The organism is Streptomyces sp. NPDC054786 (genome assembly GCF_053611685.1).
This window is the reverse complement of sequence record NZ_JBSHAW010000002.1, coordinates 231,264-251,989: the sequence shown is the minus strand read 5'-3', so window position 1 is coordinate 251,989 and position 20,726 is coordinate 231,264. Positions and strand designations below refer to the sequence as shown.

The 20,726-nt window shown below is 69.4% G+C and carries 16 protein-coding genes; 9 read left to right on the top strand and 7 right to left on the bottom strand.

Annotated elements, in window-relative coordinates; genetic code table 11:
- Positions 1-298: 298 nt before the first annotated feature.
- The 5 genes from ACWGI6_RS03515 (at position 299) to ACWGI6_RS03495 (ending at position 8,124) form a co-directional block, all read left to right on the top strand.
- Positions 299-880, top strand: a complete 582-nt coding sequence (locus tag ACWGI6_RS03515; protein ID WP_453265912.1) for an SseB family protein — start codon at positions 299-301, stop codon at positions 878-880.
- Entirely contained in the window at positions 877-1,494 is a 618-nt protein-coding gene (locus ACWGI6_RS03510) for a hypothetical protein (protein WP_453265911.1), read from the top strand. The genes ACWGI6_RS03515 and ACWGI6_RS03510 overlap by 4 nt, the downstream gene beginning before the upstream one ends.
- Positions 1,495-1,560: 66 nt before the next feature.
- Positions 1,561-6,336 carry a putative T7SS-secreted protein gene (locus ACWGI6_RS03505; RefSeq protein ID WP_453265910.1) on the top strand — a complete coding sequence of 1,592 codons (4,776 nt, stop codon included), beginning with the start codon at positions 1,561-1,563 and terminating at the stop codon, positions 6,334-6,336.
- On the top strand, positions 6,333-6,818 hold the full coding sequence (locus tag ACWGI6_RS03500; RefSeq protein ID WP_453265909.1) for a hypothetical protein: 486 nt from the start codon (positions 6,333-6,335) through the stop codon (positions 6,816-6,818). Before ACWGI6_RS03505 ends, ACWGI6_RS03500 begins: the two co-directional genes overlap by 4 nt.
- Before the next feature lie 658 nt (positions 6,819-7,476).
- Positions 7,477-8,124, top strand: coding sequence for a hypothetical protein (locus tag ACWGI6_RS03495; RefSeq protein WP_453265908.1), 648 nt, complete (start codon positions 7,477-7,479; stop codon positions 8,122-8,124).
- 132 nt (positions 8,125-8,256) lie between these two features.
- On the opposite strand, the gene ACWGI6_RS03490 is transcribed toward ACWGI6_RS03495, so the two are convergent.
- Positions 8,257-10,056 (bottom strand): ABC-F family ATP-binding cassette domain-containing protein, encoded by a 1,800-nt coding sequence (locus ACWGI6_RS03490; RefSeq protein ID WP_453265907.1) that lies wholly within the window; start codon positions 10,054-10,056, stop codon positions 8,257-8,259.
- A 169-nt stretch (positions 10,057-10,225) separates the two neighbouring features.
- Between ACWGI6_RS03490 and ACWGI6_RS03485 the strand changes: the two genes are divergently transcribed.
- The gene (locus ACWGI6_RS03485; RefSeq protein WP_453265906.1) at positions 10,226-10,582 is read left to right on the top strand and encodes a hypothetical protein; all 357 of its coding nucleotides are present in this window, start codon (positions 10,226-10,228) and stop codon (positions 10,580-10,582) included.
- Between the two features lie 34 nt (positions 10,583-10,616).
- The gene (locus ACWGI6_RS03480; RefSeq protein ID WP_453265905.1) at positions 10,617-11,351 is read left to right on the top strand and encodes an alpha/beta hydrolase; all 735 of its coding nucleotides are present in this window, start codon (positions 10,617-10,619) and stop codon (positions 11,349-11,351) included.
- An 8-nt stretch (positions 11,352-11,359) separates the two neighbouring features.
- On the opposite strand, the gene ACWGI6_RS03475 is transcribed toward ACWGI6_RS03480, so the two are convergent.
- The 6 genes from ACWGI6_RS03475 to rsmI all read right to left on the bottom strand — a co-directional run bounded on the left by ACWGI6_RS03475 (position 11,360) and on the right by rsmI (position 16,997).
- Complete coding sequence (locus ACWGI6_RS03475; protein WP_453265904.1) at positions 11,360-12,271, bottom strand: 4-(cytidine 5'-diphospho)-2-C-methyl-D-erythritol kinase; 912 nt, start codon at positions 12,269-12,271, stop codon at positions 11,360-11,362.
- On the bottom strand, positions 12,268-13,182 hold the full coding sequence (rsmA, locus tag ACWGI6_RS03470; protein ID WP_453265903.1) for a 16S rRNA (adenine(1518)-N(6)/adenine(1519)-N(6))-dimethyltransferase RsmA: 915 nt from the start codon (positions 13,180-13,182) through the stop codon (positions 12,268-12,270). The genes ACWGI6_RS03475 and rsmA overlap by 4 nt, the downstream gene beginning before the upstream one ends.
- Before the next feature lie 22 nt (positions 13,183-13,204).
- Positions 13,205-14,359, bottom strand: a complete 1,155-nt coding sequence (locus tag ACWGI6_RS03465) for a ubiquitin-like domain-containing protein (protein WP_453265902.1) — start codon at positions 14,357-14,359, stop codon at positions 13,205-13,207.
- A 171-nt stretch (positions 14,360-14,530) separates the two neighbouring features.
- A complete protein-coding gene (locus tag ACWGI6_RS03460) occupies positions 14,531-15,406 on the bottom strand; it encodes a TatD family hydrolase (protein ID WP_453265901.1) in 876 nt (291 codons plus the stop codon).
- A 33-nt stretch (positions 15,407-15,439) separates the two neighbouring features.
- Positions 15,440-15,895, bottom strand: coding sequence for a hypothetical protein (locus ACWGI6_RS03455; protein ID WP_453265900.1), 456 nt, complete (start codon positions 15,893-15,895; stop codon positions 15,440-15,442).
- Between the two features lie 214 nt (positions 15,896-16,109).
- The gene (gene rsmI / locus ACWGI6_RS03450; protein WP_453265899.1) at positions 16,110-16,997 is read right to left on the bottom strand and encodes a 16S rRNA (cytidine(1402)-2'-O)-methyltransferase; all 888 of its coding nucleotides are present in this window, start codon (positions 16,995-16,997) and stop codon (positions 16,110-16,112) included.
- Positions 16,998-17,086: 89 nt separating this feature from the next.
- Here rsmI and ACWGI6_RS03445 point away from each other — a divergent pair, with 89 nt between their 5' ends.
- The gene (locus tag ACWGI6_RS03445; RefSeq protein WP_453265898.1) at positions 17,087-18,826 is read left to right on the top strand and encodes a dolichyl-phosphate-mannose--protein mannosyltransferase; all 1,740 of its coding nucleotides are present in this window, start codon (positions 17,087-17,089) and stop codon (positions 18,824-18,826) included.
- Between the two features lie 188 nt (positions 18,827-19,014).
- Entirely contained in the window at positions 19,015-20,667 is a 1,653-nt protein-coding gene (locus tag ACWGI6_RS03440) for a penicillin-binding transpeptidase domain-containing protein (protein WP_453265897.1), read from the top strand.
- Positions 20,668-20,726 lie beyond the last annotated feature (59 nt).

The following is a 20,726-nucleotide window of genomic DNA, read 5'->3' as shown; positions in this document are numbered from 1 at the left end:
GGAAGAAGCCCCCGGAATGCTGGAATCCCGGCCAATCTGGGCTGGTTGCCGCTGTTACGGAGGCCTGTGCCGGGCTCACAGGGCGGGGCGCAGGGCCGGGATTCAAGGCCGGTATGCCGGGCGTTTTCCCGGCACACCGGTGGGACGTTCGCGAACCGTGCCCTGCAGGTGGGTAGCGCACAGGACGACGTATCGGCGGAAAGCGGTTGTTTCCTTGGAGAGTTGAGGGCGCGACAGGCAGCCCTGAGGCAATCCAATAGCGAGCAGGACCGACCGCACACCAGGCGCATCCGCCGCCATGCCGCTCGTCGAACTCCACTCAACCTTGTTGAAGTCAAAAAGAACCAGCGTCCGGTTTTTCGCCGAAGTGCCTTTGCCGGCACTGTCAGTGCCGTATGCGAAAGTAGGTTCGGTAGTTGAGGGGAATCGGGGGAGGGATCGATCCGTCATGTCATTGGCCGACGAAGTAGCGGCAGCTCACGCAGGACATCCGAATCCAGCCGCGCTGGTGGGTGAGTTGCGCCGGACGTCGGTATTGGTCCCGATTGTTAACGACTCACTCATGTCAGCCGAGTTGACCGGTATCCGTTGGTTGTACGCCTTCTCCGACGAGCAGGAACTGGCCCGCTTCGCCGTGGCCCGAGGCGCCGGCCCCGAGGTCGAGCTGCCCTACGTCCGCGCGGTCGGTGCGCGGCTCCTGGACGTCGTCATCCCCGCCATCGAGGGACCGGCGGGCGTGGTGCTGGACGCGGGCAGCGCACAGACGATGGTGTTTCCGCCGGTCAGCGGCATCGTCCCGGACTCCGTGTCAGTCGATCTCACCGAGCCGGGTGAGGCCGGAGGCCGGCCCGGTGCACCCACGGCCGGGGGTGCGGCATGACATCCGCCGAGGGCTACGAGCTCGACCCGGCTGCCCTGAATCAGGTCACCAAGGGCATCCACGACTCGATCGCGGAACTGAAAGAGCTGGGCTTCGACACCAGCGCCCAACTCGGCCAGGGATTCGACAAGCTGACCCTCTCCGGCATGGAGGCCGGGCATGCCGATGTGAGTTCCGTATTCGATTCGTTCTGCGAACGCTGGGGCTGGGGCGTTCGCCTGCTCATCCATGAAGCCAACGAATTCGCGCGCCGTCTTGATTTGACAGCCGGGCTTTATCACGAGCAGGAGCAGTACGTTTCGACGACGTTGAAGGTCGGGGCGAATGCCGTGCTGATGGGTGACCCGACGATGACGGAGGAAAAGCTGAAGCACCGTACGTGGGGGCAAGTCCGCGACGACAACGCGATCACCCAGTTCAAGGACGCGGACTGGGACCCCACCTCGACCGAGTCCCGCAAGGCATTTCAGGAAGTCGGGCAAGCGGCGGACCAGACGGGCAAGGACTTCTCGACGTCCAAGTGGGCGGGCGATGTGGACCACAACTGGGCCTTGCGGCCACTGAAAATGCCCCGTGCCGGCCAGGCGCAGGCCGACGACCACGACGGATCCTGAGTCTCCGTTGCACCGCCACTTCTGCACATCCACTGCTGCACAGCACCACTGGGGGGTTGAGAACCGATGGGCCTCGGCGACATTCTCGGGGACGTCAAGGACGGCATCAATTCCGCGGCCGATACGGTCGGCGGCGCCGTCGATGGCGTAAAGGAAGCGGCCGGCGAGGCGGTCGACTACGCCACGGACAAAACCGCCGACGCTCTCGACTACGTCGGTGCGGACGGTGCGGCCAAGACCGTCCGCTCGGCCGGTGACGACGTCGCCGATGCACTGGGCGCGCAGGTCGATGAGCGGCAGTTGGGCGAGAGTGACGACCCCAAGGAGCTGATCCACGGCGACGTCGCGAAGATCAATGAATCCGCCGCGCACCTGAAGGACTTCTACGCGGCCTTCGAACGCGTCGGCCAGGGAATCCGCAAACTGGACGCCGGATCCTGGAAGGGAAAGGCCGCCGACAGCTTCCACGAGAAGTTCGACGTGCACCCCAAACAGTGGATGCGCACCGCGGACGCCTGTGAGTCGGCGTGGAAGGCCCTCGATTCCTACGCCGAGACGGTCTCCTGGGCCCAGAAGAAGGCCCAGGCGGCCATCGACGCCTGGCAGGCGGCCGAGGACAAGAGCAAGAAGGCGTACGACGCCTACCGCCACAAGGTCGATACATACACCGCGAAGGCCGACGCCTACAACGCCGCGCGGGACCAGGGTTCCGACCCCGGTCCCAAGCCCGACGAGCCCGGCGACTTCGACGACCCCGGCGACCACGGCCGCGAGGCGGCGCAGGAAATCCTCAAGAACGCCCGCAGCCAGCGCAACGAAGCGGCCGCCAAGGCGCAGCACGCTCTCAAGGGTGCCCTGGAACACGCCCCACAGGCACCGAAGTTCACCACCGAGGCGTCCCTCGACACCGTTGACGGCATCGCGGCCGGCGGCATGAACCTGATGCACGTCGTCGGTGGTGTGGGCAAGGGCTTCGTCGAAACGGTCAATCTGGCCCGCACTCTGAACCCGATGGAGCCATACAACATGGCCCATCCCCATATGTACCTGGCCAACGTCGCCAAAACCGGACTGGGCCTGGCCAGTTCAGCCGCCCACCCCGGCCGTCTGGTCAAGGGGATGATCGGCGAGGGCTGGGGCAGCGACCCGGGTGATGCGCTCGGGAAAGTCATCGCCAACGCCATCGGAGGCAAGGGCGCCGGCGCCATCGGCAAGGGCATCGTGAAGGCGGGGGCGAAGGACGCGGTCAAGGGGGCTGCGCGGACGGCGGTCAAGGACGGCGGCAAGCGCACCGTCATGGACCGGGCCCGCAAACTCTGGGAGAGACCGGATTGCGGCGACCCGGTCGACTCAGCCACTGGCCGGATGATCCTCCCGCAGACCGACATCACCCTCCCCGGCAGCCTCCCCCTCACTTTCACGCGTACCTTCGAGTCGTCCTACCGCACCGGCCGCTGGTTCGGCCCTACGTGGATGAGCACCGTCGACCAGCGGCTGGAGATCGACGCCGAAGGCGTCATCCTCATCGGCGAAGAAGGCAGTTTCCTCCTCTACCCGCACCCGGCCGTAGGCGTGCCCACCCTCCCCACCGAGGGCGACGGCCATCCCCTGGAGCGCACCCCGGACGGCGACTACCTCCTCACCGACCCGGTCACCGGCACCCGCCGCTACTTCACCACCTACACCGAAGACCTCGCCGTCCTCGACGAGATATCGGACCGCCGCGGCAACCACCACACCTTCGACTACACCGAAGACGGCACCCCCACCGCCATCACCCACAGCGCCGGCTACCGCCTCCTGCTCACCACGGACGAGGGCCGCATCACGGCCCTGCACCTGGCGGGCGCGGCTCCCGACGGCTCCGACCAATTGCTGATGACGTACGGCTACGACGACGCCGGCAACCTCATCACCACCACCAACTCCTCGGGCCTTCCGCTCCGCTTCACCTACGACGACCACGGTCGGATCACGTCCTGGACCGACACCAACGACACCAGCTACTCCTACACTTACGACGATCAGGACCGCTGCATCTGGCAGAGCGGTGAAGAGGGCCACATGCGCGGCCACTTCGCGTGGGGTGACCCCGACCCCGTAACGGGCCTGCGCACCAACCGTCACCGCAACTCACTGGGGCAGGTCACCACCTACCTGGTCAACGAACGCCACCAGATCGTCGCGGAGACCGACCCCACCGGCTCCACCACCCGCACGGTCCGCGACGCCAAACACCGCATCATCTCCACCACCGATGCCCTCGGCCGCACCACCCGCTTCACCTACGACGACGAGGGCCGCCCTACCGTCGTCGCCCTCCCTGACGGCTCCACCGCCACCACCAGCTACAACGACTTCAGCCTGCCCCTGGCCACCACCGGTCCGGATGGCACCACCTGGGCCCACACCTACGACGCCGACGGCAACCGGACCTCCACCGCCGACCCCACCGGCGCCACCACCACCTACACCCACGACGCCCGTGGCCACGTCTCCTCGGTCACCGACGCCCTCGGCAACACCACCCGCCTCTACTGCAACGAGGCCGGTCTGCCTCTTAGCGTCACCGATCCACTGGGCGCCACCACCCACTACCGCCGCGATGCCTTCGGCCGCACCACCTCCGTCACCGACCCGCTGGGCGAGACAACACACATGGTGTGGACAGTGGAGGGGAAGCTCGCCGCGCGCATCGATGCGTCCGGCGCCACCGAGGAATGGACCTACGACGGTGAGGGCAACCGTCTCACCCACACCGACGCCGTCGGCCAGACCACCCGCTTCGAGTACAGCCACTTCGACCTGCTCACGGCCCGCACCGACCCCGACGGCGTCCGCCACGAGTTCACCCACGACACCGAACTCCGCCTCACCCAGGTCACCAACCCCCAGGGTCTGACCTGGAACTACACCTACGACGGCGCCGGCCACCTCATATCCGAAACCGACTTCGACGACCGCGTCCTGGCCTACACCCATGACGCCGCTGGGCAACTCGCCACCCGCACCAACGCCTTGGGCGAGGTGACGGCCTACACCCGCGACACCCTCGGCCGCATCACCCACAAGGACGCCGCCGGTCTCGTCACCACCTACGTTCACGACACCAGCGGCAACTTGCACCAAGCGGCCAACCCGGACGCCACCGTCACCTACACCCGCGACATCCTGGGCCGCGTCACCGCCGAGACGGTCAACGGCCGCACGATGACGTTCACCTACGACGCCCTGGGCCGCCGCACCTCCCGCACCACCCCCACCGGCCACACCACCACCTACACCTACGACGCCGCCGGCAACCGCACCGCCATGGACGTCGCCGGCCACGTCCTCACCTTCGACCACGACGCCGCCGGCCAAGAACTCACCCGCACCATCGGCGAGAACCTCACCCTCGCCCACGCCTGGGACTCCACCGGCCGCCTCACCAGCCAATCCCTCACCACAGCAGCCACCGGCACACTCCAATCCCCCACCGGGGCAACCGGGCCGGAGAACTCTGCCGCCGCCCAAGCCCAACGGGTCCTCCACCGCGGCTACACCTACCGCCCCGACGGCAACCTCACCGCGATCGACGACTCCCACACCGGCCGCCGCACCTTCGACCTCGACCGCGCCGGCCGCGTCACCGCCGTCCACGCCACCGACTGGACCGAGACCTACGCCTACGACGAAGCCGGCAACCAAACCCACGCCACCTGGCCCGACCGCCACCCCAACCCCTCAGCCCGAGGCGACCGCACCTACACGGGCACTCGGATCACCCGCGCCGGCGCCATCCGCTACGAACATGACGATCTCGGCCGCGTCACCCTGCGCCAGAAAACCCGCGTCTCCCGCAAACCTGATACTTGGCACTACACCTGGAACGCCGAAGACCGTCTCACGTCCGTCATCACCCCTGACGGCACCACCTGGCGATACCTGTACGACCCGTTCGGGCGCCGGGTCGCGAAACAGCACATGGCAAGCAATCTAGTGACGATCGCTGAGCAGGTTGACTTCACCTGGAATGACGCTACCGTCGTCGAACAGGTCACCAACGTTGCCGGCGCACGTGAAGAAATCGCCCTAACTTGGGATCATCAGGGGCTAACCGCTCTGACGCAAAGCGAGCGCAAGATTCTTCGTGCGCAGTCGACCGAAATGCCTCCAGAAGTGGTCGATCAGCGCTTCTTCAGTATCGTCTCCGACCTCGTTGGCGCGCCGACCGAATTGGTCTCAGCTGAAGGCACTGCCTGGCGCCGCTGCGCCACTCTATGGGGAGAAACGTCCTGGCCCACAGAGGCCACGGCATACACGCCCCTCCGTTCCCCTGGGCAGTATTTCGATTCAGAGAGCCAACTCCATTACAACGTACGTCGCTATTACGACCCCACGGCAGCCCGATACCTGTCATCCGACCCACTAGGCCTCCCCCCCGCCCCTAACCCCGTAGCGTATGTGCATAATCCGGTTACTTGGATTGATCCACTGGGCCTAAAGCCATGCAAAATCCGTGTGTCAGCGGTGGATCAAGACTGGGCAACGAAGGGTGCACACGTCCATGTGCCAGCAGGGAAGGGGAAGAAGGTGTGGGAAGATGAAGTGCGAATCACCATCAATCCCGAAGGGGAACTTGTCGGGCACCCGATCCGCATGGCAAGGACGGGTTGGGCCTCAGAAAAGAGCGTAGAGAGGGCTGTCGACGCCTTGCACGACGACCCTAAGCTTCGCGCGGACTTCATCTCGAAAGCCACGGAAGCCCGGCAGCACATGCTGGATCACAACTGGGGATTCGCAGAAAACCGCGGCAACGAAATGAAATCAATCATCGATTACCTGGAAGGCCTGAAGTGAACGGAATTGATTTCCTTTCGGAATTCGTGATGACGGGAAGCCTGTGTGGGCTGAGAGTTGACGATCCGGTGGGCGATGTGGATCGAGCCATACAGGGTGACTACATCGACGCAGTAGACGGCGGAGGTCTAGTGATGCGTCGAGATTACGGGTTTATGGAGTTTGGCTTCAACTCTCACTCGGAATTTGGGTGGGTATTGAAGGGGTGCGGCATCCAACTACACAGGCTCCCGTACAGCCCGGACCTGCTGGAGGAATTGAGAGAAAATATGGGGATTGATTTCCAGCCTTACACCACTTGGGAGGAGCTGAGTCAAGGGATTTCCCGCCGCGGCGGGAAAGGCATGGAAGCCAGCGATCAGGACACCTTCCTTAAGTACCGGATGTCCAGCACAAAGGTTTCCGTAATCGTGAACAACGTGAAAGAGGTACGTGACGATTACGTTGGATACGGCGACGTATGGGCTGTGCATCTAGGGTAGCTCCGGAAGAGTCTCGAGCGATCTGAGCGTATTTTTCCTCGCTGGAACGGGATTCTGAAGGCTGGTTCCCATCTTTGGCCATCCGTCCCCTACGTTCAGCTTGGCACTACCCGAACCCGGGACGGGGTGAGCGGGCCGCGTTCTCGAACGACCACGAGGTGCCGGATATCGACTCCAGGTAGGCGTCGGCGCTGATGACGAAGGCGTTCCAATGGCGCCAAGCACTGCCCGGCACTCGGGAGCCGAGTGGGCTGGCCCGTGACGCCGAGCATGAGGCTCAGGAAGACTGCCAGCCTTCGGACGTCATCAAAATACTGCCGGAGGAGCGGGACCTCGGGGTGAAACTGACATGTTCAACAAGTACTTCTCAGGTTCGGCCGTGCCTCGGAAAAGGAAGAAGTAGATGACAACACCACAGCAGCCACCAAGTGGTCTTGGGCAGGCGCCGGGTTACGGTGCGCCCCAAGGGATGCCGCCGCAACCCGGTCAGCCGGCCGGATATCCGATGGGGGCGGCCCCCGGCGGTCCGGCCCCGTACGGGCAACAGCCTCACCCCGCCGGTCCGGCCCCATACGGGCAGCCGGCGCCCTACGGACAACAGCCCGGGCCTTACGGAATGCCGCAGCAGGCGCCCCCGTTCGGGTACGGCGGGCCCGGTATGCCGCCGCCCATACCGCCCAGGCGGAAAGCCGGGAAGGTGTGGGGGATCATCGGTGCCGTTGCCGGTGTGCTGGTGATCGGGACGCTGGCGTCAGCGGGGGTGTTCCGCGGCGGCGGGAGTTCTTCGGGCGGGTCCGCCGGGCCGAAGTACCGGATCACGGTGCCGCAAACACTGGCAAGCGGGGAGTACAAGCTCGCCAAGGACATATCCCAGCAGGCCGGCAGTGCGGTGCCGCATGACGGGGCCAATGAGCACGGCATCAAGGCAGCGGGCGGGCAGTACTCGTCCGGCACCAAGTCGCTGGTGATGCTGGGTCTCTACGGCGCTATCGACGATCCCGAGACGACCGTCGACCACACGATCCGTGGCATGACGAGCGACGGTAAGACGGAAGTGGCCGTGGCGGACAAGGAGTTCACACCCAGCGGGGGCGGAGATGCGCTCTCCTGCGGTGTGGATGTGCGGACGGAGATGGGACAGAAGGTCACCCTGCCGTTCTGCGTCTGGGCCGATTCCAGCACGAGCGGGAATGTCGCCGAAACCGACGCGGCGCAGCTGGCCAAGGATCCGCGGTCCGTCGACCTTCAGGAATTCGCCGACAAGGCGGCCAGGATTCGCAGTGAGGTCAGGAAACCGCTGGGGTAGCTCCTCGCCGTCGCACGTAGAGCACCTCCCCTGAAAGTGCCACCGATCACCGTGTGGTCACCACGTCGCTTTCCCACGGTGACCAACACGGTGATCGGCGGCGCTTCAGGAGCCGCCGCCCCGTCCGTCCCGCTACGCCTCCTCCGCCAACTCCAGCCACCGCATCTCCAGCTCGTCCTTCTCCGTGCTCAGTTCGCGGAGCTGGGCGTCGAGGCCGGCGACCTTCTCGAAGTCCGTCGCGTTTTCGGCGATCTGGGCGTGGAGCTTGGTCTCCTTGTCGCCGAGCTTGTCCAACTGGCGCTCGATCTTCTGGAGTTCCTTCTGGGCGGCGCGGTTGACGGCGGCGGCCTTCTTGGGGGCCGCGGTCTGCTGGGCGGGCACCGGTGTCGCGGCCTCGATGACCTTACGGCGGCGGTCCAGGTACTCGTCCAGGCCGCGCGGCAGCATCCGCAGGGTGGCGTCGCCGAGCAAGGCGTGGACGCGGTCGGTGGTGCGCTCGATGAAGTAGCGGTCGTGGCTGATGACGATCAGCGAGCCGGGCCAGCTGTCGAGCACGTCCTCCAGCTGGGTCAGGGTCTCGATGTCGAGGTCGTTGGTGGGCTCGTCGAGGAAGAGGACGTTGGGCTCGTCCATGAGGAGGCGGAGGATCTGCAGGCGGCGGCGCTCACCGCCGGAGAGGTCGCCGACCGGGGTCCACTGCTTCTCCTTGGTGAAGCCGAACTTCTCGCACAGCTGGCCGGCGGTCATCTCCCGGCCCTTGCCCAGGTCGACCCGCTCGCGCACCTGCTGGACGGCCTCCAACACCCGCAGCGTCGGGGGGAGTTCGCCGACCTCCTGGGAGAGGTAGGCCAGCTTGACGGTCTTGCCGACGACGACGCGGCCGGCGACGGGCTGCGTCTCGCCCTGCGTCCAGGCCGCCTGGGCCAGCGCCCGCAGCAGCGAGGTCTTGCCGGCGCCGTTGACGCCGACCAGGCCGATCCGGTCGCCGGGGCCCAGCTGCCAGGTCAGATGCTTGAGCAGCAGCTTCGGGCCCGCCTGGATGCTGACGTCCTCCAGCTCGAAGACCGTCTTGCCCAGTCGCGAGCTGGCGAACTTCATCAGTTCGGCGTTGTCGCGGGGCGGCGGGACGTCCGCGATCAGTTCGTTGGCGGCCTCGATGCGGAAGCGGGGCTTGCTGGTGCGGGCGGGGGCGCCGCGCCGCAGCCAGGCCAGCTCCTTGCGCATCAGGTTCTGCCGCTTGACCTCTTCGGTGGCGGCGATCCGCTCCCGCTCGGCCCGTGCGAAGACGTAGTCGCTGTAGCCGCCCTCGTACTCGTGGACATCGCCGCGCTGGACGTCCCACATCCGCGTACAGACCTGGTCGAGGAACCAGCGGTCGTGGGTGACGACCACGAGGGCGGAGCGGCGGGCACGCAGATGGCCGGCCAGCCAGGAGATGCCCTCGACGTCCAGGTGGTTGGTGGGCTCGTCGAGGACGATCAGGTCCTGTTCGGCGATCAGCAGCTTGGCGAGCGCGATGCGGCGGCGCTCACCGCCGGACAGCGGACCGATGACGGTGTCCAGGCCCTGGGTGAAGCCCGGCAGGTGCAGATCGCCGAAGAGACCGGTCAGCACGTCGCGGATCTTGGCGTTGCCGGCCCACTCGTGGTCGGCGAGATCGCCGATGACCTCGTGCCGGATGGTGGCGGCCGGGTCGAGGGAGTCGTGCTGGGTGAGGACACCGAGGCGCAGGCCGCCGTTGTGGGTGACCCGGCCGTTGTCCGGGTCCTCCAGCTTGGCGAGGATCCGGATCAGGGTGGTCTTGCCGTCCCCGTTGCGTCCGACGACGCCGATCCGGTCCCCCTCGTTGATGCCGAGCGAGACACCGTCGAGCAGGGCACGGGTTCCGTACACCTTGCCGACGGCTTCCAGATTGACGAGGTTCGTGGCCATTCCGCTCCTGCACTTCAGATCGATCGACCTTCCCAGCCTAGTCGGCGCAGGGAAGGGCCCCGCCCGGTGCCGGAGATCCCCCATCGGCGGCCGGGCAGACGCGACACATGAGTACGGGGTGAGTACGTCTACCGATGGCAGCGGCGCCCGGTGGGCATACCGTCCCCACATGGGCAATGACCAAGCACCGGCCGCTCTCCCGCCGCTCGACGAGCCCCGGTCCGACGTGGGCTCCTTCGTGCTCCGCTTTCTGGTCGGCACGATCCTGGTGGGGCTGGCCGGGCTCACCGCGCTGACCGCGCCGATGCTGGTGATGGCGAGCGACAGCTGCTTCGTCGGTGACACCCGCATCATCTGTTCCGCCGGCGGCCAGCGGGCCGTCGTGTACATCCCGGTACTCGCCGCCGCTTCGTCCGTGCTGCTGACGGTTCGGGGCCTGGCCCTCCGGCGCCCGGCGACGGTGCTCGCCGCGCTCTGCCTGCTGGTGCTCGGCTGGCTGGCCGCGCTGATCCTCATGGGCGGCTGAGGCGCCGCGGGCCGGGTTGGATACCGTGCCCGCCATGGCATCCGACAGGGACATGGCAGCGGTGACGGAACGCGGGCTGGTGTACGGCCCGAGCGGCAAACAGCTGGACGCCCACCGTCCGGCGGAGGCATCCCGGCCGGCGCCGACCGTGCTGCTGTGGCACGGCATCGGGCCCGACGAGCGCGACGTTCTCGAACCGCTGGCGCGGACGGCGGCGGCGCAGGGGCTGCTGGTCCTCGTACCGGACTGGCGCTCGGACGCCGCGGACGGCGGCCGGGCCCAGCTGCTGGAGTCGCTGGCGTTCGCCCGCAAGGAAGCGGGCGGGCTGGGCGGCGACGGGGAGTCGTTCGTGCTCGCCGGCTGGTCGGCCGGTGCGCCGGCCGCGCTGGGCGTCGCACTGCGGCCCGAGGTGGCGGACGGCCGGCGGCCGGCGGCGGTGGTGGGCCTGGCGGGGCGCTATGACCTCGCGGCCCGCACCACCGGGAGCGTTCCGCTCGACGACCTCGCCGCGGGTCTGGCCCCGGGCGTACCGGTCCATCTCGTCCACGGGGCCCATGACTCCGTCGTGGACCCAGGCCTCTCGCGCGACCTCGCCGGTGCGCTGCGCACCGCGGGCCTGCCGGTGACCTGCCAGGAACCGGAGACCGACCATGCCGGCGTGATCATGACCGAGTACGACCCCGCGCTGAACCGCTGCCGCCCGACGGCGGCGGAACACGCCCTGCGGGCCGGGCAGTTGGTGGCCGGAGTGCTGGCGTCCGCCGTCTGAGACGCCGGCTACACCGGCGTCGCGCCCGGCGCCGGTGAGTCCGCCACCCGCACCGCGCGGCAGGTCCCGGACGCCAGCAGCGCCTGCGCCACCTGCGGTGCCGACTCGGCGTCCTTGACCAGGAAGGCGGTCGTCGGCCCGGAGCCGGAGACCAGCGCGGCCAGCGCGCCGGCGGCGGTGCCGGCTTCCAGGGTCGCGGTCAGGGACGGACGCAACGAGAGCGCAGCGGACTGCAGGTCGTTGGTGAGGGCCGCGGCCAGCGCGGTGGCGTCGCCGGACTCCAGGGCGGCCAGCAGCTCGGGGGCGGCCTCGGGTTCCGGGACCTCGGTCCCGGCCGTCAGCCGGTCGAACTCGCCGTAGACGGCCGGGGTGGACAGCCCGCCGTCGGCGACCGCGAAGACCCAGTGGAAGGCGCCCCCGACGGGGAGCGGGGTCAGCAGCTCGCCGCGGCCGCGGCCCAGGGCCGCGCCGCCCACCAGGCTGAACGGCACATCGCTGCCCAACTCGGCGCAGATGTCGAGGAGTTCGGTTCGGGTGGCGCCGGTGGACCAGAGGGCGTCGCAGGCCAGCAGGGCGCCGGCGGCGTCCGCGCTGCCGCCCGCCATGCCGCCGGCGACGGGGATGTCCTTGGTGATGTGGAGGTGGACGTGCGGCTCGATGCCGTGGCGGGCGGCGAGCAGTTCGGCGGCGCGGGCCGCCAGGTTCGTCCGGTCCAGCGGGATCTGGTCGACGTCATGGCCCTCGGCGGTGATCCGCAGGGTGTCCGCGGGGGTGGCGGTGACCTCGTCGTAGAGGCCGACGGCGAGGAAGACGTTCGCCAGGTCGTGGAAGCCGTCCGCGCGGGCGGCGCCGACGGCCAGCTGGACGTTGACCTTGGCCGGTACCCGGACGGTGATCGAGGTGGCGGTCGTCTCGGTCATGCGGTGGCTCCCCCTGCCTGCCGGATGCCGGGCGCCCCGCCCGGTCCCTTGTGCTCGGCGATCCGCGCGAACTCCTCGACGGTCAGCGCCTCACCGCGGGCCTGCGGCGAGACGCCCGCGGCGACCAGCGCGGCCTCGGCCGCGGCGGCCGAGCCGGCCCAGCCCGACAGCGCGGCCCGCAGTGTCTTACGGCGCTGTGCGAAGGCCGCGTCGACGACGGCGAAGACCTCGTCACGGCTCGCCGAGGTCTCCACCGGCTTGTCGCGCCGGACGAGGGAGACCAGACCGGAGTCGACGTTGGGCGCGGGCCAGAAGACGTTGCGGCCGATGGCGCCGGCCCGCTTGACCTCGGCGTACCAGTTGGCCTTCACCGACGGCACGCCGTAGACCTTGTTGCCGGGGCGGGCGGCCAGCCGGTCGGCGACCTCGGACTGCACCATGACCAGGGTGCGGTCGATGGTGGGGAAGGTCGCGAGCATGTGCAGCAGCACCGGCACGGCGACGTTGTAGGGAAGGTTGGCGACCAGCGCGGTCGGCGCGGGGCCGGGCAGCTCGGTGACGTGCATGGCATCGCTGTGCACCAGCGCGAAGCGGTCGGCGCGCTCGGGCATCCGGGCCGCGACGGTGGACGGCAGCGCGGCCGCCAGCACCTCGTCGATCTCGACGGCGATGACCCGGTCGGCGGCCTCCAGCAGCCCCAGGGTCAGTGAGCCCAGGCCGGGGCCGATCTCGACCACGACATCCTCGGGCCGGACCTCGGCGGTCCGCACGATCCGGCGGACGGTGTTGGCGTCGATGACGAAGTTCTGGCCGCGCTGCTTGGTGGGACGGACACCCAGCGCGGCGGCCAGCTCGCGGATCTCGGCGGCGCCCAGCAGGGGACCGGAATCGTCGGTGGTGCTCTTGCTCATGCCAAACCCTCGCTGCGCTCGTTCACCCGTGAAGCTTACGGCCGCAGACCGGCCACGGGCTCGCCCCCCGGGTGATGTAGAGCTTCTTGGCCCGGTAGGTCTGCTCCCGGGAGGGTGCGTCCTGCGGCCGGCCGCGGCCGCCGAGGGCCCGCCAGGTGGCGACGTCGAACTGGTAGAGCCCGCCGTAGGTGCCCGAGGCATCGACGGCGCCCGGCCGGCCGCGCGCCTCGCACTGCGCCAGCGCATGCCAGGCGAGGTGGTCGGCGCCGCGCACGGAGAGCGGCAGCTCCTTGGTACCGAGGTGCACGATCTGCGGGCGCGGGGCGTGCACGACCTCGGTGTGCAGCCGCTTCGGTTTCTGTTTGACGCCGTTGACGGTGCGGACCCGGTAGGTGACCCGCCGCACGCCGGCCCGGCCCTGCTGGACGACCGCCACGGTGCCGCGGGCCAGCCCGGGGTCGGTCCGCCGGACCGTACGGAAGGGGATCGGCTCCTCGCGGACCTTCTTGGAGCCGGTGATCCGCAGCACGGAGACGGTCTGGCCCTCGCGCGGGAAGCTGTCCGGCGGCACCGAGGTGGTGTCCTGGTCGCGCAGCGCGAGGCCGGCCTCGGCCAGCGCCTCGCGGACGGTGGCGGCATTGGTGCGTACCCGGTGTTCGCGGCCGTCGGCGACGATGACCACCGAGCGTTCGGTGCGTACCGCCAGCTCCATGCCGTGCTGCTCGATCCGCCGGGAGCGGGAGGCCGACAGATAGGCGCCCTCGGCCCGTACGCCGAGCTGGTGGAGCGCGCCGGCGACGGTGTCCGCGGTGGTCCACACCTGGCGGCGCTGTCCGTCGATGGTCAGCACGACCGGGCGGCCGTGCCGGACGACGATCTCGTCACCGCTGCTGAGTCCGGTGCCGGGGGCGGGCGCGACGAGGTCGTGGGCACCGATGCCGAGGTGCTCGTCGGCCAGCAGATCGTCGACGTCGTCGGCGAAGGTGTGCAGGGTGCGCGGGGTGCCGTCGACGGTGAGCCGGACCGCCTTGTCGTGCGCGATGAAGGCGGTGGTGCCGCCGGCGAGGAAGGCGACGACCAGGGCCCGGGGCAGCAGCCGGCGCAGCGCTTCGGGGCGTTCGGCGCGGCGTCTACGACGGCCGCGCGCGGCGCGGTGGCTGCTCTGCGAATGACTCACGGCGCGCTCCACATGCCACGGGATGCGGTTGACGGCCGGAATGTAGCGGAGTGTCGGTGACTCTCCAAAGTCGGTCCGATACGGAAAGTGGCCACATCGGGGGACGCCGGGGGTCCCGCGGCAGGGCCGCGAGGCCGTCAGCGGCCGGTCCGGGCAACGGTGGCGGCCCTTTCAGTAGCCGAAGGCACGCGCCGTGTTCGCCGCGATGGCGGTGGCCAGTGCGTCTTCGGTCATGGCCTTGACGTCGGCCATCGCCCGCAGCGTGACCGGAACGAGGTACGGGGCGTTGGCCCGTCCGCGGTACGGGGCGGGAGTCAGGAAGGGGGCGTCGGTCTCGACCAGGACCAGCTCGGGCGGGGCGACGGCGAGGGCGTCGCGCAGCGGCTGGGCGTTCTTGAAGGTGACGTTGCCGGCGAAGGACATGAAGTAGCCGGCCGCGGCGCAGACCTTGGCCATCTCGGCGTCGCCGGAGTAGCAGTGGAAGACGACCCGTTCGGGGGCGCCCTCCTCACGCAGGATCCGCAGCACATCGTCGTGCGCCTCGCGGTCGTGGATGACCAGGGCCTTGCCGTGCCGCTTGGCGATCTCGATGTGCGCGCGGAAGGACCGCTCCTGGGCGGCCATGCCCTCGGGCCCCGTACGGAAGTGGTCGAGACCGGTCTCGCCGACGCCGCGGACCTGCGGCAGCGCGGCCAGCTCGTCGATCCCGGCGAGCGCGGCATCGAGCGCGGCGTCGCCGCCCGCCTGGCGGGCACCCTGCCGCGACCAGCCATCGGGGTCGCCCAGCACGATCCGTGGGGCTTCATTGGGGTGCAGCGCGACGGTGGCGTGCACGCTCTCGTGCGCGGCCGCGGTATCGGCGGCCCAGCGCGAACCGGCCAGGTCGCAGCCCACCTGCACGACGGTGGTCACTCCGACGGAGGCGGCCTTGGCGAGCGCCTCCTCGACGGTGCTCTCCTGCATGTCGAGGTGGGTGTGCGAATCCGCGACCGCCACCCGAAGCGGTTCGGGCAGCGGCGGCGGGGTGTTCTTGTCCTGCGGTGCCATGGCCGCGATCCTACGAGGGCCGTGGCGCGGACCTCACTTGCGGTGGTGCTGGAAGGGGTGCAGCAGGTCGGAGAGGTGCCAGTGGTGGCGTCCGGGGTCCTCGGCGGTGCCGCCGGCGCGGTCCGGGTCCGCCCCGGGGGCCGGTTCCTTCCTCTTCTCGCTGCCGTGCTGGCGCTGATGCATGCTCGCGATCGCGTCGGAGACCATCGAGACCTGGCCGGAGCGCATGATGCGTACGACGTTGCTGCCGCAGTTCCGGCAGGTGGGGCAGGTCAGCGGGGACGGGACCCGCTCGCCGTCCGCGTAGTAGACGACATGGGTCGCACCCTTGCCGTCGACCTGGTGGACTATCTCGTACGCCTGCTCCCAGCCGTGGCCGCACCGCATGCAGGCGAAGGCATACGCCTCGTGCGCGGCGGCGTCGGGCCGGGGAAGGGGGTGCTCTGCGCCGGTGGTGGAAATGCCGGTGGTCTTGGCGAACTCGCTCATGTGCGCTCCTCTTGTCCGCTGGACAAGGTCTTCGGGAACCGTTCGTCCCTCGTCCAGTGGACGCCTTCGGCGCGCACAGCGCAGCCCTTCACCGACGCTATTGGCCCAGATTTGGCCGACGGTAGGAAAATCACCTCAACGCGCCGACCTGCGCTTTACCTTTCCGGTCAGCCGTTTACCTTCTGATGAGTCGCTTTTCGCCCGGCGCCGCGCATCAATTCTTCGCGGGGTCTTTCGCGGCGTTCTTCGCCGGGGCCTTCTCGGCGTTCTTCGCCGCGACCACCGCGTCGAAGACCTCCCGCTTGGGCAGCCCGGCGTCCGCGGCGACCGCGGCGATGGCCTCCTTGCGGCGCTCCCCGGCCTCCTCACGGACCCGCACCCGGCGCACCAGCTCGTCGGCGTCCAGATCCTGCGGCCCGCTCTCCGGGGCGCCCTCGACGACGATGGTGATCTCGCCGCGTACCCCCTCGGCCGCCCAGGGCACGAGCTCGCCCAGCGGCCCGCGCTTGACCTCCTCGTACGTCTTGGTCAGCTCACGGCACACCGCGGCGCGCCGGTCGGCACCGAAGATCTCGGCCATCGCGGCGAGGGTGTCGTCCAGACGGTGCGGGGCCTCGAAGTAGACGAGGGTGCGCCGCTCGTCGGCGACCTCGCGCAGCCGGGAGCGCCGCTCGCCGGCCTTGCGCGGCGGGAACCCCTCGAAGCAGAAGCGGTCCACCGGCAGACCGGAGACGGCCAGCGCGGTGAGCACCGCGCTGGGGCCCGGTACGGCGGTGACCTTGATGCCGCGCTCGACCGCCGCGGCGACCAGCCGGTAGCCGGGGTCGGAGACGGAGGGCATGCCCGCGTCGGTGACCAGCAGCACCCGTGCCCCGCCGGCCAGCGCGTCGGCCAGCTCGGGTGTCCGCGCCGCCTCGTTGCCCTCGAAGTACGACACGACCCGCCCGGAGGGCTGGACGTCCAGCGCCTGGGTCAGCCGGCGCAGCCGCCGGGTGTCCTCGGCGGCGATCACGTCGGCGGCGGCCAGCTCGGTGGCGAGCCGCGGCGGCGCGTCCGCGATCTCCCCGATGGGCGTCCCTGCAAGTACCAGCGTTCCAGTCACCTGCCCATCCTCCCAGGACGCCGCCGCGCCCCGATCCGTCGGTCTCCCGCGGTGGCGCTCCCCACCGGTCCACAGGCGGCTTCCCTACGATGGGCCGGGTGACGAGTGACACCACCGCGACGGACGCCGCCGCGCAGCACGCCCCGGAGCCGGCCGGGCAGCCCCCCGTGTGGCAGCGGCGACTGCGCCGCTTCGGGTATCCCGTCCGCTCGCGGGCCGATGTCAGCGCGCGGCTGGTCCCCGCCTTCCCCGAGCCGAGCGGTCGCCTGTGGGCGGTGTTCGGCGCGGGCCCGGACGCCGCGGCCCGGCTGGCACGCTGGTCGGGCTGGGCAGGTCCCCTGCTGGTGACGCTGTTCGCCGGGGTGCTGCGGTTCTGGAACCTCGGCAGCCCGCGGAAGGTGATATTCGACGAGACGTACTACCCGAAGGACGCCTGGTCGCTGCTGCAGTACGGCTACGAGGGCACCTGGGCCAAGAACGCCAATGACGCGCTGGTCGGGCATCCGCCGCAGCTCCTGCTCTCGCCCGAGCACTCGTATGTCGTCCATCCGCCGATGGGCAAGTGGCTGATCGCGCTCGGCGAGTGGGCGTTCGGGATGAACCCCTTCGGCTGGCGGTTCATGGTGGCGCTGCTCGGCACCCTCTCGGTGCTGCTGATCTGCCGGATCGGCCGCCGGCTGATGCGGTCGACGGCGCTGGGCTGTCTGGCGGGCGCCCTGCTGGCGGTGGACGGTCTGCACTTCGTGATGAGCCGGACCGCGCTGCTCGATCTGATCGTGATGTTCTGGGTGGTGGCGGCGTTCGGCTGCCTGTTGGTGGACCGGGACCGTACCCGGGCCCGGCTGGCGGCGGCGCTGCCGCTCGGCCCGGACTCCCTGGCCCGCCCGGACGCCGCGGTCGGCGACCGGCTGCGGCTGGGCCTGCGCCCGTGGCGGCTCGCGGCCGGGCTGTGCCTGGGCCTGTCCGCCGCGACGAAGTGGAACGGCCTTTACTACCTCGCGGCGTTCGCCCTGATGTCGGTGCTGTGGGACGTCGCGGCCCGCCGTACGGCAGGCGCCCGGCACCCGTTCCGCTCGGTCGTCCGCCGCGATGCCCTGCCCGCTTTCGGCGCCACCGTCGTCGTCGCCGTCGCCACATATCTCGCGTCGTGGTCGGGCTGGCTCGCCACCAAGGGCGGCTACTACCGCGACTGGGCGACCACACCGGACGGCCGGACGGGCGGCTGGACCTGGCTGCCGGACTGGCTGCGCAGCCTGTGGCACTACCAGACCGAGGTCTACTCCTTCCACACCGGACTGACCACACCGCACACCTATCAGTCCAATCCGTGGAGCTGGCTGGTCCTGGGCCGCCCGGTCTCGTACTTCTACGAGGACCCCAAGGCCGGCCAGGACGGCTGCACGGCGGCCGAGGGCTGCGCCCGCGAGGTGCTGGCGCTGGGCACCCCGCTGTTGTGGTGGGCGGCCTGCTTCGCGCTCCTCTATGTCCTCTACCGCTGGCTGTTCAAGCGCGACTGGCGGGCCGGGGCGATCGTCTGCGGGGTCGCGGCCGGCTATCTGCCGTGGTTCCTCTACCAGGAGCGGACCATCTTCCTCTTCTACGCGGTGGTGTTCGTCCCGTTCCTGTGTCTGGCGCTGGCGATGATGATCGGCGCGCTCATCGGTCCGCCGGGCTCGACCGAGCGCCGCCGCACGATCGGTGCGGTCGGCGCCGGCGTCCTGGTGCTCCTGATTGTGTGGAATTTCATCTACTTCTATCCGGTCTATACGGGTATGCCGATCCCGAAGTCGGCCTGGCACAACCGGATGTGGTTCGACACCTGGGTGTGAGCCGCCGGCGCCGGTCCGGCGATCAGGGGCGGTCCGGCGCCAGTTCGACAACTCTGTAACAGCTGTACAACAGCGCGTCACCGGACCGTGCCCTGATCGAGACTCGCGACCTCCCCGTGTCCCTTAGAGTGCGAGGCACGTTCTTGTGTGCGTATCCAAGGACGAGGCTCTGGGAGGGAATCGGTGGCATGCGCCGTGAGGTGAAGTACGGGCTGATCGGCGGATCGGTGGCCCTGGTCGCGGGAGTCGTGGGCGGCTTCACGCTGTTCGGCGGCTCGGACGAGTCGCCGCAGGCGGTCAGGTCGGCGGACGGCAAGTCGGGCGACAAGGGGACCAAGGTGCCGACCGGCCCGGTGTCGGCCAAGGAAGTCCGGACGACGTCACAGGAGTTCCTGACCGCCTGGCAGTCCGGCGACGCGGCCAAGGCGGCCGGGCTGACGGACAACCCGGAGAAGTGCAAGAGCGCGCTGGAGTCCCTCGGCAAGCAGGCGCGGTTCTCGAAGACGACCCTGACGCCGGGCACGCCGACGGGCGGCAAGGTGCCGTACACCGTCGCCGCGCAGATCGACTTCAAGGGCACCAAGGCGGCCTACTCGTACCGCACCTCGACGACCGTGCAGCGCGACAAGACCACCGGGAAGCCGCAGATCGCCTGGCAGCCGACGATGCTGCACCCGGGCCTCGCCAAGGGCGACGAGCTGCGTACGGGCGAGGCCGAGGCGCCGCCGATCAAGGCCGTGGACCGCAACGGCGCCGCGCTGACCCCCGAGGCGCATCCGGCGCTGGCCGGGGTGCTGGACAGCCTGCGGGACAAGTACGGCGACAAGACCGACGGCAAGCCCGGTGTGGAGCTGTTCATCCACCGCGCCAAGAGCGCCAAGCCGGCCGACCAGTTGCCCGACAAGACGCTGAAGGTGCTCTCCAAGGGCACGCCGGGCACGCTCAAGACCACCCTGGACGCCAAGCTGCAGGCGGCGGCCGAGCAGGCGGTCAAGGGCAAGAAGTCCGCCTCCGCGGCCGCGGTCAAGCCCAGCACCGGCGAGATCCTGGCGCTGGCCAACTCCCCGGAGAAGGGCTTCAACATGGCGACCCAGGGGTCGCTGGCCCCCGGCTCGACGATGAAGATCGTGACCTCGGCGATGCTCATGGACAAGGGCCTGACCTCGCCGAACAAGCCGCACCCGTGCCCCAAGTACGTGACGGTCGGCGGCTGGAAGTTCCAAAACCTCGACAAGTCCGAGATCAAGCACGGCACCTTCGCGCAGAGCTTCGCGGCGTCCTGCAACAACGCCTTCATCTCGCAGGCCAAGGACCTCAACGACGACGATCTGACGAACGAGGCCCGGGACGCCTTCGGCATCGGCCTGAACTGGCAGACCGGCATCCCCACCTTCGACGGCGCGGTGCCCGTGCAGCACGACGCCCAGATGGCGGCCTCGCTGATCGGCCAGGGCGGGGTGCGGATGAACCCGCTCAATGTCGCCTCGCTCTCCGCGACGGTGCGGGCCGGCTCCTTCCACCAGCCGTACATCGTCTCGCCGTCGCTGGACCACCGGACGCTCGCCAAGGCCGCCCGCACGATGAAGCCGGCCACCCTCAGCGGCCTGAAGTCGCTGATGAAGCTGACGGCGACCTCTGGTACGGCCGCCGAGGCGATGGCCGGGGTCGGCGGTGACGTCGGCGCCAAGACCGGCTCCGCCGAGGTCGACAACCAGAAGAAGCCCAACGCCTGGTTCTCCGCCTACCGCGACGACCTCGCCGCGGCGGCCGTCGTCCCGGCGAGCGGCCACGGCGGCTCCAACGCGGGCCCGGTGGTCCGCGCCATCCTCACCGCCGGCTGACGAGGCGGGGCACCCGTCGGGGTACCTCTCATCTCATCGACCGGATTCCGTTCGCATGG